The organism is Bifidobacterium parmae, from assembly GCF_002860365.1.
In the GTDB taxonomy this organism is placed as follows: domain Bacteria; phylum Actinomycetota; class Actinomycetes; order Actinomycetales; family Bifidobacteriaceae; genus Bifidobacterium; species Bifidobacterium parmae.
The window spans coordinates 44966-58738 of sequence record NZ_NMWT01000015.1; the positions used below are offsets into that span (position 1 = coordinate 44966).

Sequence of the window (13773 nt, forward strand, 5' to 3'; positions counted from 1 at the left end):
AGTGGCCGTATTGGCGGTGGTGGGGTGCCGACAGGTCGAATTGCGGCTCTTATGATTCCGGCCAGAACCAGCTTGCCACGTGCCGGCATTGTGCGTTGATGCCCTGTTGGATGCGTTCGACGAGTTTCTCGCGGTTCCGTCGTGTTTCGTCATCCGCTCCCAATACCGTTTTCGACAGTTGCAGCGTCTCCTCGCCGGCGACGTGGAACGCTTCCGGCAGTTTCAAGGCATATTCGGTCAGCAGCAGTTCCATGATTCCGGTGTCGACGATGCGTGTCCGTTCCGCGAGTTTCCGCCAATGCCGTAGCTCGATGCGTTCGTAGTTGTTTTCCCCGCCGATTTTCATGGCGAGCTTACGCTGCCTGTACTGGGTGTCGTATGCGTGCATGGACGCAATGTCATACAGCGGGGCAAGCGTGGGACGCGCTCCGATCGGCTCGAGGATCGCGTAGTTCTTGGCGTGCGCGTCGGTTCCGGCCATCAGGAAGTTGAGGATGAGCGCGATGAGGAACAGGGTGGCGCTGTCGTTCCCCAGCGCATTGTCGCGTATGCATGCGGCGATCTCTTCGGCTCCGGGGCCGCCTTCGGCTTGGTACTTTTCGCTGGTCATGTGTGAGGTGGCTTGGCAGAAGTCCTCCTGATGGATACGCGCGATGGTGGTTGTGCCGTCAGCGCGAATGATGAGACGGCGATCCCATCGTGTGCTGACAAGAACGGGCAATCCATCGAACACGCGGAAATCCGTGGTGGCCGTTGGTATGCCCAGCTTTTGGATGGCCTTCATGCAGACGTATTCGTTGAACGCCTGTTCATGGTATCCGCTGATGCCGGGTTTGATGATGTGCGTCGTCGCAGCCGATCCCAATGCTTCGAACCATTGTCCGTGTTCGAAGCGCAGGGCGATTTTGTCTTGTGCTCCATTCAATGACCAGTGCTCGTCGTTCATCTGCCAGGATCTGCCGCCTGTGCCGGCGATGCCGCGTAGGCGGCGGGCGATTTCTCCTTCGCTGATTGGCTTCAACGTTGCGTCTTGCCGGAAGGAGTCGGCGTGTTCCGGCAGAACGAACTGTACGCCGCCTGCGCAGTCCAATCCGATTGCGGTCAGCAATGAGAAGGGATTGTTGGCGTTCACGTCGTCGTACAGGGAGGCGATGCGACTGCGAATGGCGCGTTCGTCCGGAAGGACGCCGTCGATGTACGCTTCGACGGGTTTTCCGGTCCATGGTTCGGAACGCAACGGCATGGACAGGGACAGTTGCGGGGGATTGGGTTGCGTGCCGTCGTAGGTGAATGAATGTTTGCCGTGATCGTCTTCGCGCAGTATTCCGCAGTACTGGTCTTCGACGAAAACGAGCAGTTCCTTCGGTTTCATTGTGGTTTCCCTTCTACTCGTCGATTTCGTCGGTGGCGATGTCGGTTTTGTGGACGGTGTCGCTGGTGTCATCAGTATCGGCGCCGCCGTTATCGGTATTGCCGTCCTGATCCATGACGATTCCGTTGAGCAGCGCCGCTTGACTGGTGACGGCGCGGGATGCGCGTGCTAAGGATTCGAGCGTTGTACGGTATGCGTCGAGATTCAGTGTGCTGCCGGCCGTTTGCAATGCCGTCTGCATATTGCCCCACAAGGAGGCATTGGATTGGAGGGAACTGCCGAGAGAATTGCCGATGAGGCGCGCCATATCACGTGCCATATCAGAATACTTGGAATGTCCGGAATCGGCGGTGCTGGTCGATGACGTATGGGGGGAGATCCGTCCGGCGGTGATGTGCTCTTGTGATGTTGCTGTCATGGCGGGGGCGGTTCCGTCCGTGTTTCTGTTTCCCGTGGGTCGCTGTTCCGTGGGCGTTGTCATGTAGGCGAGGCTGATGTTCACTCCGAGCGCATCGCAGATGGCGAATATGCGTTGGATTCCGGGGTTGGTGATGCGCCCTTGTTCGAGCTGGCTGATCCATGGGCGTGAGAGCCCTGTGCGTTCGGCCAGCTCGGTTTGGGTGACGCCGGCTGCGCGACGCGCGTCCCTTAGGGAAACCGCCAGTTGGCGGATTGAGCGTACTTGTACGGCTGTCGTGCTCATGCAACCCCTCCAGAATGTTAGCTATACCCAACATGTTATTGTTGTTAGATAATTCCAACAACAATAAAATGTTGGGTAAATCTAACATTCCCCCTGCCGTTCAGCATGCGTGTCCGCGAGATCGTCGTGCCGGGCGCGTGGCTGCTGGAGCAGTCGCCTACTCCAGCAGCCAGTCGATGATGTTGACTTGTCTGATGCCGGCGTGATTCCCGTTCCCGATGCGGTCCATGGTGAGCAGTGTTTTGGGATGGTTGTCGTTGATGGACTGCAGTGGCCTGAGTTCTCTGGAGAGCGTGGATTCGTCCATGACGGTCAACGAGACTTGGTAGTAGTGGTCGCCTTGCGGATCCGGCGTGTAGAAGTCCACTTCGGTGGTGCCTACTTTGCCGATGTGGACGGTCCGGTAGCGTCGGAGCAGTTCGAGGTAGATGACGTTCTCGATGCGGTGGCCGAGGTCGCCGCCGGTCTTGCCGAGGAACCAGAATCGGAACCCGGGGTCTCCCAGATAGTATTTCTCAAGGGTCTTCAGATAGCTTTTGCCTTTGATGTCGTATCTGTCGGCTCGGAACAGCAGGTAGTTTTCGCGTAGGGCCGCGATGTATTCGCCCACCGTTGTGGGGGAGATGCCGCGATGGGTTTGTTTCATGGCGTCTGCGATGCCTTTTATGGAGGTGATGTTGCCGACGTTGTCCGCGAGGAATGAGGCGACTTCGTCGAATGCGATGGTGTCGATGCGGGGGTGACGTTGCGCGATATCCTTGACCAGAATGGTGTTGAACACGCCGCCCAGGTAGTCGGCGATGTCCTGATCGTGTTCGAGCGTGGCCGCGTATGGCAGTCCGCCGTACAGCAGGTACCGGTTGAAGGATTGTTCGGGGGATTCCGATTGGGGGCGGGTGCTGCGGTATTCCTTGAACGATAGGGGCAGCATACGGAGTTCCACGTATCGTCCGGTGAGTCGTGTGGCCAGTTCGCTGGAGAGCAGGTCGGCATTCGATCCGGTGAGGTAGAGGTCCACGTCGTCGCGCACGTAGAGCCCGTCGGCGGCGCGTTCGAACTCCCGGACATGCTGGATTTCATCCAGGAACACGTAGTTCGTGACGTCCGGTGCCAGGCGGGAGACGATGTAGTCGTAGAGGGGTTTTGCCTCGTTGGGGTAGTCTTCCTCCAGACTTTCGAAGTTGATGGCGATGATGCGGTTCTGGTCCACTCCTTTGGCGAGGAGCCGTTCTCGGAAGAGCCTGAGCACGGTGGATTTGCCGCAGCGGCGCAGTCCGGTGATGACTTTGATGACATCCTTGTCCTGCCAACGTTCCAGCCAGTCCGTGTACGCCGGTCGTTCGATCATGATGCGGCCGTCCTTCCCCGTATAGATGCCGTTCGCTGCGGTCTTTGCCAAAATCTATCAGTTTTCTGATAATTATATAGGCATTTATGAAGTTCTACCATTTCAGGCGAACATTCCTTCCTGCATATCGCCATCCCGCAGTCCTGATCGTCACCCGCCGTCGTCTCCGTCATCGCCCTGATCGTGATGGCCGCCCCTCCGCGCCGCCTCCCGGGCGCGTGGGTGAATGCGTAGGTGAAATGCGTGAGTGCGTGTAGGGCTGCGTGGAGCGGCGTGGGTGTGTGTCCACACGGTTGCGCACGTCTCGCACATGGTGGTGCGTAAGAAGAACGGCTAATGTCCTTACATGCTCTGTGTGTCGCTGCCAGACGTCCGATACTTCTGGAACTTGCTGCGTGGTTTGTCCGGCATGGTCGTGATCAACGTCCCGCCGTCGACCATGGGTCGGAGGAATGTCCTGCGCAGGTAGGCCGTATCGTATCCGAGGTGTTCCGCGATGTCCTGCGCCGATCGTGGTTCAGTGCAGTATCGCAGGATCATGTCGCGTGTGATGCCGGGGGCCTGCCGCGTGTTGGCGCGTCGTATGGGCTGCAAACCGTTGTCATGGTGCGTTTGCGCGGTGGTCGGATCCGGAGCGGAAGCCGGGAACGTGGTTTCCGCCGGTTCGGCCGTCGCGTTGAAGAATCGTACGAGGAACGATCCGTTCCGGTCGATGAATTCCGGTGGCCGCAGACCATGTGAGGCGGCTTCCTCCCGGATGACGGGGATGCCGGAATGCCGGTTTTCGACTATGCGTTGGATCTCCAGCAGCGATACCAGCGTCGGGTTGCGTGTGGGCATGTTGGCGTAGCCGATGTCGTTGATGTTCTGGCCGCCGTAGACGCCGCCGGGGTTCCAGCATTCCAGCCGGTCGGAGAACAGGGTGAGCCGTACGGGTGTGCCGTTGCTGTAGGGGCCGTAGTCGCGGTGCATGAGGGCGTTGATGATGATTTCACGTACTGCGGTTTCGGGGTATTCGGGTACGTCGCGACGGTTGCCGTTGCTGACGATTACTTTGGTGCGGCTGTTGTGTGCCACGAAGTTCAATGCGCCTTCGAGCATTTCGTCGATGGTGCCTTCGTAGCGTTTGTTGTCCAGGAAACGTTCTCCGTTGCTTCCTTGTTTGATGGTGGTTCCGTTGACTGCGATGGCGGTGATGCAGAGGTTGGGATATGCGCGTTGGGGATAGTCTCCCAGCGTGAGCATGCCCGCGAGTGTCGCGCGGTCGCCTCGCACCGCTCCGGTGAGGGACAGGATTTCGTTGTCGTTTCGCCGCGCCAGTAGGGGGCGTTCTCTGGTGGCGTCGAGGATGAATCGGTCGGTTTTGCGCTTGTCGAGCGTGTTGAGTGTCGTTTCTGGACTGGTGCTGGTGTCGTCGCGCCGGCCTTCTTTGAAGGTTTCGATTTCGTAGAGTTCGGTGGCGGTCATGCGTACGTCGGCGTCGCCGAGTCGTGTGTAGGTTCCTTCGGTGATGCCTTTGGCGGTGCGGTATACGGGGCGTTCGCTCATGGGACGTCCGCTGATGTAGGCGGCGACGACCGTTTTGCCGTCGACCTCCGTGGTGTCGAATATGGGGCGTACTTCAGGGGTCATGGCTTCGCACTGCCCGTGTACTTTCTTCTGCAGATCCTGTGCGTCGTATACCCCACAGACGCTGAATCCCGCTTGTTCGTCGATGCCGAACAGGATGATGCCGCCTTCGTTCTGGTTGGAGAAGGACGACAGGGTGTCGTAGACGCGCGGCGTGCCTTCGGCTGCGGCTTTGACCTCCAGCGTCTGTGTTTCGTAGCGTGCGGTGAGGGTCCGTTGTATCAGATGTTGAAGTTCTGTGGACATGATTTTCCTCGCGGATGGCGCATAAAACATTAAAATTTATGCCATTATAGCGGAAATAGTGCTGGAAGTGTTCGTAAAGACAGAAGTTGATATGATTCTTTCGGTTTGGGTGATGGAATGTTATTTGCTTCCGTTCGCCGCTTGGAGCGTACGGAGGCCTAGAGGGCGCCGAGAGCCGCCGGGCTCCAACCGGAGTACCTTTTCCCGTCTCATCTCCCGCCTCGCCTTATCCGCCTCGCCGGTTAGACTGAACAACGGTTGAGAACGTTGCGATTGCGCCGGTTCGCGTGCGAATCCCGCAGAATCCCGATTGGTCTGTGACGGTTCGGCGAGTGGACGGCGAGCGTGCGTGCGGCGGGCGGCAATGCCGCCACACGACGGTCGACGCGATGATCGGCACGGCAAAGGGTGCGTCAAGGAGTCTGCACATGGTGGGAAAGAAACGGTTCGGTGCGCTGGCACATGCAGTGGACGCGCTGGAACAGACGCGGGAGCATAGTCCCGCGGAGCATGATCCGGCGGAGTCGCGTATGTCGCGTATGACGCGTGCGGTGCGTGCCGCGGTCGCGTCCCTCGCCGCTGCGGCGATGTTGGGTGCGGTGTGCGTCGCGCCGGCCAGCGCGCTCGCCGACGTGAACGCGGACGCCGCGGCCGTTGCCGCTGGCGCGTCCGGCGCGGCGTCCGGCGCGTCCGGCGCGTCCGTCTCCGCGTTCAAGATGCAGACGATCGCCGACGCCTCCGATGATGCCGACGCGATGCCGGAGAATCCGAACGCCGCCCTGCCGGACAAGGTGTCTTCGGAGATTGCCGATGATGCGACGGTCGTGTCGGAGCAGTATGCGGCGACGCCCGAGGGCGAGTTGAAGGACATCGAGACGGGTGAGACCGTCACCGACCCGAAGATCGTGGGCACGGAGAGCAAGCAGCCGGATCCGTTGGCGAAGACGGATGGCGAGTCGTTCATCCCGGTGAGCGCCGCGGATGTGAAGGAGAAGGTCGCCGCGAACGGTGGCGACGTGAACGCCGGCGCCGGTGCCGCCGATGGCACGAATGATGCGAACGGTGCGGATGGCGCCGGCAATGCGGATGCCGGCGCGTCCGCGCAGCGTCGGAACAATACCGCCGATGGCGCCAACTCCTCGGTGAAGCTGGCCGCGCTCCAGAACAACGAGTACGGCGCGCATTGGGGGTCGTACAACGGGACGCAGGCGTTCTACGACGCGCGCAACAACCTGTTCGCCCAGCAGGCGAAGGGCGTGATCGATGTGTCGACGTGGCAGGGGACGATCGACTGGCAGGCCGCGAAGAACGCGGGCGTCGAGGGGGCGATCATCCGTCTGAGCTTCGGTTGGGGCAACGGGTTCGACACGCAGGCGCGCCGCAATATCTCCGAGTGCAAGCGATTGGGGATTCCGTTCGGCGTGTACGTGTTCTCGTATGCGGAGAGCGCGGCGGATGGTGCGTCCGAGGGCGCGGACGTGGTGAACCTGCTGCGTCAGGCGGGCGTGAATCCGGGCGATTTGAGCTATCCGGTGTTCTACGACCTGGAGACGTGGACGTATACGGGGCACAAGAGCCCGACGAGCCCGAGCGTGTATGAGGGCATGGTGAACGCCTGGTATGCGAAGCTGCAGGCCGCCGGCTACAACAATCTGAGCGTCTACTCGTACACGAGCTACCTGAACACGGCGTTGAACAGCGCGAGCATCCACGCGAAGACCCGCTGGGTCGCCCAGTACGGTTCGACGATGCAGTACACCGCGTTCCCCACGAACGATCGCGGCTGGCAGTACACCAGCGGCGGCTCCATCAACGGCATCAGCGGCCGAGTGGACCTGAACGCGTTCGGCAATCTGGAGTATCAGGCCGGCTATGACGTGCGCGGGTTGGAGAAGCTGTCGCTGCCGAAGGGTGTGTACTATGTTGACGCTTCCTCGAAGTTGGATTCCTCGCTGATGATTGAGAATGGTTCGTCGTCGGCCGGGGCTGCGGCGCGCCTGCAGTCGGGTGAGCGGGATGCGATGAAGTTCCAGTTCGTTCCGCAGGATGATGGTTCGTATGAGATCGTGAATGTGAATTCGGGTCTCGCGTTGGATGTGCAGGGTGGTAGCGCGGTCAAGGGCGCGGTGGTGCAGCAGTGGACGCGTAACAACACGTCCGCGCAGCGTTGGTGGCTGCGTGTGGCGGAGAACGGTGGCGTGTTCGTCCAGTCCGTGTTGGGTAATTGGGTGCTTGATTTGGCCGGCGGCAATACGGGGGACGGCACGCGGGTGCAGTTGTATGCGCCGAACGCTTCGGACGCGCAGAGGTTCGTGATCGCCGATGCCGGTGTCGCGGTGCCGGATGGTTCGGTGCGTCTGGGGGCCTCGTCGCAGGGCGCGTTGTCGCTTGGCGTGGCGGATGGTTCGTATGATGATGGCGCGAAGCTTCAGTTACAGAATTGGTCCGGCGCGGATTCGCAGTTGTTCCGGTTCGGCCGTGTGGGCAATGGTCTGGTCGAGGTGCGTAGCGTGAATTCGGGCAAGCTGGTGGAGGTCGCGTCGGGTGCGATGATGAACGGCGCGCGTATCCAGCAGTGGCCGTCGAATGGTTCGCTTGCGCAGCGTTGGTCGTTGCGTGATGCGGGGAACGGCGCCGTCGCGTTGGTGAATGCGAAGTCGGGTCGTGTGATCGATGTGACGGGTGGCAATATGACGGCGGGCACCATGGTGCAGTCGTATGGCTGGAATGGTACGGCCGCTCAGTCGTGGTCGGTGGTGAAGGCTGGTTCGAAACGCGGGAGCCTGTCTCGTTTGGCTGGTGTGACGCGGTATGAGACGGCTGATGCGGTTGTCGCGGCTGGGTTCGAGCGTTCGGATTGGGTGGTGGTCGCGTCTGGTGAGGCGTTCCCGGATGCGTTGTCTGCTTCGGCGTTGGCCGGCGCGTTGGATGCGCCGGTGTTGTTGTCTGGTCCTGATGGGGGTGACGTGCTTGCGTCGCGGATCAGATCGTTGGGTGCGAAGCGTGCGGTGTTGATTGGCAGTGAGGCGGCGTTGTCGTCCGCGTTGGAGGATCGGGTGAGGGGTCTGGTGTCGGAGCATCGGGTGGTGCGGTTCGGCGGTTCGACCCGGTATGGGACGTCGTTGGGCGTGTTGCGTGATGCGCCGGGTGAGCTTGGTTCGGCTGTGGTGTGGTCGGATACGGTGATCGTGGCGAGCGGGGAGGGCCCGTATGACGCGTTGTCGGCGTCGCCGTTGGCGTATCGGTTGAAGGCTCCGGTGGTGTTGGCCGGCCGGGATGGTTTGGATGAGGCCATGGTGCGGGCGGTCAGGGATGCCGGGTTCCGGAAGGTGCTGCTGGTCGGTGGCGAGTCGGTAGTGCCTGTGAGGGTGGAGTCGCAGTTGGGGTCGTTGTCGGTGACGCGTCTTGCGGGTGCGACCCGGTATGGGACGAGCGCGGAGGTGGTGGCTTACGCGTTGGAGCATAGGATCCTGGAGGCGGATGGCGTGGTGTTGGCGTCTGGTGAGAATTATCCCGACGCGTTGGCCGGTGGCGCGCTTGCGGGTCGTACGGGGAACGTGTTGGCGTTGGTGGATGGGCCGGATGCGCGGTCGGTCGGGTTGGCTGCGGAGGCGCAGTCGGACGGGAACCGGGAGACGGCGTTCGTGTTGGGTGGTCCGGTCGTGTTCGGCCAGTGGACCATGGAGCGTATCGCCGCCAAACTCAACAAACACATCCAATAGACTCGTCGGCCTATAATGCGCGTATGACTACTGAAGTGATTTCACAGTTGGACGTGCAGCGATTCGGTCCGTTCGACAAGGATTATGAGCTGACGTTCGAGCCTTCGATCAACCTGATTGTCGGCGATAACGGTACGGGGAAATCCCAACTGCTGAAATTGCTGTATTCCTGCACGGCGGTCATGCACGATGTAACCGACGATTCCGAACTGACGAAATCCAACCTGCAGAAGAAGGTCGCCTCCAAGCTCTTGGGAGTGTTCTCTCCTGATTCGCTGGGGCGTCTGACGAATCGTCAGCGGGGGCGTGCCAAAGCGGTTGTCGGCATCTCCTATGCAGGCAAGAAGCAACCACTCCGGTTCAGTTTCGCCACGAATTCCAAGACTGAAGTGAAGGTCGACGCCATTCCGGAGGCGCATGTGGACTCCACGCCGGTGTTCCTCCCCTCCCGCGAACTGATGTCCATTTTCCCGGGATTCGTATCCCTGTATGATTCCCGTCAGGTCGCGTTCGACGAGACGTGGCGTGACACGTGTAACCTGCTGGGCAGGGCGCCGCTGCGACGTACGCCCGGCAGCGATGTAGATAGGGCATTGCAACCGATCATGGGCATTCTCGGTGGGAAAGTGGATGAGAACGCCGGCAGATTCTATCTGCATCGGGATGAGGGCACGTTCGAGATGCCGCTTGTCGCGGAAGGCCTGCGCAAGCTGGCCACCATCTACCGGCTGGTGCAGTCCGGTGTGCTGTTGAACAGTGGTTTTCTGTTCTGGGATGAACCGGAGGCGAATCTGAATCCGGCGAGTCAGAAAGCCATCGTCCAGACGGTGATTGAGCTCGCCAAAGCCGGTGTGCAGGTGTTCATGGGTACGCATAGCGCGTATCTCCTGCGCCAGTTCGATTACGAATCTCGCCACAACAAGGCAGTGACGGGAATCGGTTATACGGCGTTGCGTCGTACGGGCACCTCGATCGATATCGCACAGGGGTCCTCGTTGTCTGATTTCGATGAGGAGTATCTGCAGACATTGAAGGCCGAATATGAGCAGACCGAGCTGTTGCTGGACGAGTGACCTTCGTATGACTGGACGATATGAGCGGCTGGTGATGGTCTGATGCAGACGTTTGAACAGGATGCCAACGTGTATGAATTTCCGGATGATTGCGTGGTCATGGCGGATTTCGACAAGAAGCCGTTCTTTACCAGACTGTCCGGTGCACAGGCGATTCAGGCCAAAGGCTGCGACATCATCGCCATTCCGGACGGCGATACATTGTATCTGATCGAAGCGAAGGACTATTCGCATAAGAACCCCGGCGAGATGCCCCCGAAAGCTCCCGATCTGGCGCGCACCATAGCTCGTAAGAGCTTCGATACTCTGGCATGTCTCATGATCGGAGCCACGCAATCCGAGGATGAGACCGTCGATTTCTGCCGTAAGGCGCTGGCGTGTACGAGAATCATGGTGTGCGCCACGGTGGAGCCGTCTCGCAAGGTCGACACCCGGAACAGGGAAGATGCGAGGTATTTGATGCAGCTCAGGGAATGTCTGCGTCGTGAGGCCAAGGGACTGGTGCGCAGTCAACGGGACATCATGGTGACGAGGAATGCCGATGCCGGACGGAAGGGCAAATTCTGGACGTCGCATTGGGCCCTGTCGCATGACTGATGTGGCGGTACGATAAGACCATAAGGGTTCGTGGTCGGTGTGGACGCGATCGCCTGAGAGCGTGAAGTCGGGAGAAAGGCGTCCGTGATGCGTCGGAATCTGTTGCGTATGGTCGTGGGTGGTGTCGCCGCCTTCTCGATGGTGATGCCGGTGGTGCCGGCGATGGCCGATCCCGGTGCTGCCTCAGTCGCCGGTGCGGTGCGCGCGGCGGTGGCCACAACCGGTACGTCCGGTACGACGGGCACCGTCACTACGGCTGTGGATACGTCCGCGGACGGTCCGTCGCACGTCGCGAAGACGCATGCGCCGAAGACGGAGGAGCAGTCGTTCACACCGGAATCCGCCGCCACGAGTGACCAGGATCAGCCGCAGGGGCCGCGTCGTAGCCGCCGGCAGGCGCAGCCCGGCGAGGCGGTCGTAGCGCAGGCCGATTTGTCCGGTCTGGCCACAGTGGGTGTGGACTGGCAGCAGCAGGATATGGATGACGTCGACAATGCGCCCACGTATGAGTTGCGGTATCTGACCGGCGGCACGTGGAGCGATTGGGTGGAGCTGCCGAGTGTGGACGAGGATACCGACACGATGGGCGTGAGCCCGTCCTATTACGTGGGTGAGGCCACGAAGGCGGAGGCACGGCTTACCCCGAAGAGCGGTCAGACGATTACCGAGGCGACGCTCGTCACCATCGATTCCGGGTATTCCGCCGCCGGCGACGCGCAGGGGAGCGCGTACAAGTCCGCTGTGAGGACCGCAGCCGCGGTCACCGCGTCCGGAACGATCCACACGCGCGAGGAGTGGTGGGTGAACGGCAATCCGGCGATGACGTGGCCGCCGGAGCGCACCGGCCATTGGAAGGGCGCGATCGTGCATCACACGGTGGACCGCAACAACTATTCGCAGGCGGAGGTGCCGGCGATGGTGAACGGCATCTACCTGTACCACAATGTGCACAACGATTGGGGCGACATCGGCTACCAGCTGCTCGTGGACCGCTACGGCGGCATCTGGGAGGGACGCGACGAGGGCGTGCCGAATCAGGTCGTGCCCGCCAGCCAGGTGGCCGGCGCCCAATCCGTCGGATTCAACTACGACACGTTCGGTGTTTCGATGATCGGCAGCTACCATCTCAACGTGGCGCCCACGGATGCGCAGATCAATTCGGTGGCGGCCGCGATCGCATGGGAGTTCAATGCGCTCGGCATCACCGACCCGTACGGCACGTTCCAGTACAAGGGCACGCAGCCGCGCATCACCGGTCATGGCGACCAGTCGCATTGGGTGGGAGGCAGCCTCAACCGCACCGCCTGCCCCGGCCAACAGGTGTGGAACCGTATGGGCGAGATCCGCGACAAGGTGTACGACGATCTCAATGATGTGACGCGTCTGCCGTTGTTGTCGGTCGGCTCCGGCACGTTCTACATCGACGCGGTGAGGAATCTGAAGTCGTCGCTGATAGTCGAGAACGGTTCCGCGGATTCGGGTGCATCGGTGCGCCTGCAGTCGGGTGAGCGGGATGCGATGCGGTTCGCGTTCAACCGTCAGTCGGATGGTTCGTATGAGATCATGAACGTGAATTCGGGTCTCGCGCTGGACGTGCAGGGCGGCAATGCGACGAGTGGCGCGGTGGTGCAGCAGTGGACGCGCAACGGTTCGACCGCGCAGCGTTGGTGGCTGCGTGTGGCCGATTCGGGTGGTGTGTACATCCAGTCCGCATTGGGGAATTGGGTGCTTGATCTGACAGGCGGCGGCACGGCGGATGGTACGAAGGTGCAGCTGTATGCCCCCAATTGGACGTCGTCCCAGCAGTTCATCGTGGCGTCCGCGACCGCGACGGTGCCGGATGATTCGGTTCGTCTCGCTCCGGCGGGCCATGATGCGACGACGTTCGGCGTGGCGGATGGTTCGTATGATGATGGCGCGAAGCTCCAGTTGCAGGATTGGAGTGGCGCGGATTCCCAGTTGTTCCGGTTCGATCGTGCGGGCAATGGTCTGTTTACGATTCGCAGCGTGAATTCCGCGAAGGTTCTGGATGCCGTGGGTGGCGGGACCGCGAACGGCACGCGCGTGCAACAGTGGCCGTCGAACGGGAGCATGGCCCAGCTGTGGGCATTGCGTGACGCGGGAAACGGTGCCATTGGCATCGCGAGCGCGAAGTCCGGCCGTGTGCTGGACATGCTCAACGAGCATGTGGAAGCCGGTACGGTGGTCCAACTCTACGATTGGAAGGGCATCGGCGCTCAGTCGTGGAGTGTGTCGGTTGTGACGTCGTCTCGTGGTGGGTTGTCTCGTTTGGCTGGTGTGACGCGGTATGAGACGGCTGATGCGGTTGTCGCGGCTGGGTTCGAGCGTTCGGATTGGGTGGTGGTCGCGTCTGGTGAGGCGTTCCCGGATGCGTTGTCTGCTTCGGCGTTGGCCGGCGCGTTGGATGCGCCGGTGTTGTTGTCTGGTCCTGATGGGGGTGACGTGCTTGCGTCGCGGATCAGATCGTTGGGTGCGAAGCGTGCGGTGTTGATTGGCAGTGAGGCGGCGTTGTCGTCCGCGTTGGAGGATCGGGTGAGGGGTCTGGTGTCGGAGCATCGGGTGGTGCGGTTCGGCGGTTCGACCCGGTATGGGACGTCGTTGGGCGTGTTGCGTGATGCGCCGGGTGAGCTTGGTTCGGCTGTGGTGTGGTCGGATACGGTGATCGTGGCGAGCGGGGAGGGCCCGTATGACGCGTTGTCGGCGTCGCCGTTGGCGTATCGGTTGAAGGCTCCGGTGGTGTTGGCCGGCCGGGATGGTTTGGATGAGGCCATGGTGCGGGCGGTCAGGGATGCCGGGTTCCGGAAGGTGCTGCTGGTCGGTGGCGAGTCGGTAGTGCCTGTGAGGGTGGAGTCGCAGTTGGGGTCGTTGTCGGTGACGCGTCTTGCGGGTGCGACCCGGTATGGGACGAGCGCGGAGGTGGTGGCTTACGCGTTGGAGCATAGGATCCTGGAGGCGGATGGCGTGGTGTTGGCGTCTGGTGAGAATTATCCCGACGCGTTGGCCGGTGGCGCGCTTGCGGGTCGTACGGGGAACGTGTTGGCGTTGGTGGATGGGCCGGATGC

8 protein-coding genes are annotated in these 13773 nt (G+C 61.3%); 4 read left to right on the top strand and 4 right to left on the bottom strand.

Annotation, left to right across the window (positions count from 1 at the left end):
• Positions 1 to 49 precede the first annotated feature (49 nt).
• The 4 genes from Uis4E_RS06340 to Uis4E_RS06355 all read right to left on the bottom strand — a co-directional run bounded on the left by Uis4E_RS06340 (position 50) and on the right by Uis4E_RS06355 (position 5298).
• On the bottom strand, positions 50 to 1372 hold the full coding sequence (locus Uis4E_RS06340; RefSeq protein ID WP_101622359.1) for a type II toxin-antitoxin system HipA family toxin: 1323 nt from the start codon (positions 1370 to 1372) through the stop codon (positions 50 to 52).
• A gap of 13 nt (positions 1373 to 1385) precedes the next feature.
• Complete coding sequence (locus tag Uis4E_RS06345) at positions 1386 to 2075, bottom strand: helix-turn-helix domain-containing protein (RefSeq protein WP_101622360.1); 690 nt, start codon at positions 2073 to 2075, stop codon at positions 1386 to 1388.
• Between the two features lie 157 nt (positions 2076 to 2232).
• Positions 2233 to 3474 carry an ATP-binding protein gene (locus Uis4E_RS06350; RefSeq protein ID WP_207764553.1) on the bottom strand — a complete coding sequence of 414 codons (1242 nt, stop codon included), beginning with the start codon at positions 3472 to 3474 and terminating at the stop codon, positions 2233 to 2235.
• 291 nt (positions 3475 to 3765) lie between these two features.
• Positions 3766 to 5298 (bottom strand): ATP-binding protein, encoded by a 1533-nt coding sequence (locus Uis4E_RS06355; RefSeq protein ID WP_165784884.1) that lies wholly within the window; start codon positions 5296 to 5298, stop codon positions 3766 to 3768.
• A 530-nt stretch (positions 5299 to 5828) separates the two neighbouring features.
• Here Uis4E_RS06355 and Uis4E_RS06360 point away from each other — a divergent pair.
• From Uis4E_RS06360 to Uis4E_RS06375, 4 genes are all read left to right on the top strand, one after another.
• Complete coding sequence (locus tag Uis4E_RS06360) at positions 5829 to 9020, top strand: RICIN domain-containing protein (protein ID WP_243394389.1); 3192 nt, start codon at positions 5829 to 5831, stop codon at positions 9018 to 9020.
• Positions 9021 to 9043: 23 nt separating this feature from the next.
• On the top strand, positions 9044 to 10093 hold the full coding sequence (locus Uis4E_RS06365; RefSeq protein ID WP_101622364.1) for an AAA family ATPase: 1050 nt from the start codon (positions 9044 to 9046) through the stop codon (positions 10091 to 10093).
• Positions 10094 to 10135: 42 nt separating this feature from the next.
• The gene (locus Uis4E_RS06370) at positions 10136 to 10690 is read left to right on the top strand and encodes a hypothetical protein (RefSeq protein ID WP_101622365.1); all 555 of its coding nucleotides are present in this window, start codon (positions 10136 to 10138) and stop codon (positions 10688 to 10690) included.
• 87 nt (positions 10691 to 10777) lie between these two features.
• Positions 10778 to 13773 (top strand): RICIN domain-containing protein (locus Uis4E_RS06375; protein WP_207764554.1); only part of this gene is annotated, 2996 nt, incomplete at its 3' end.

Coding starts and splice junctions, on each gene's coding strand:
- Uis4E_RS06370 (WP_101622365.1), top strand. CDS start 10,136: ATGCAGACGTTTGAACAGGATGCCAACGTGTATGAATTTCCGGATGAT.
- Uis4E_RS06355 (WP_165784884.1), bottom strand. CDS start 5,298: ATGTCCACAGAACTTCAACATCTGATACAACGGACCCTCACCGCACGC.
- Uis4E_RS06345 (WP_101622360.1), bottom strand. CDS start 2,075: ATGAGCACGACAGCCGTACAAGTACGCTCAATCCGCCAACTGGCGGTT.
- Uis4E_RS06340 (WP_101622359.1), bottom strand. CDS start 1,372: ATGAAACCGAAGGAACTGCTCGTTTTCGTCGAAGACCAGTACTGCGGA.
- Uis4E_RS06365 (WP_101622364.1), top strand. CDS start 9,044: ATGACTACTGAAGTGATTTCACAGTTGGACGTGCAGCGATTCGGTCCG.
- Uis4E_RS06360 (WP_243394389.1), top strand. CDS start 5,829: ATGTCGCGTATGACGCGTGCGGTGCGTGCCGCGGTCGCGTCCCTCGCC.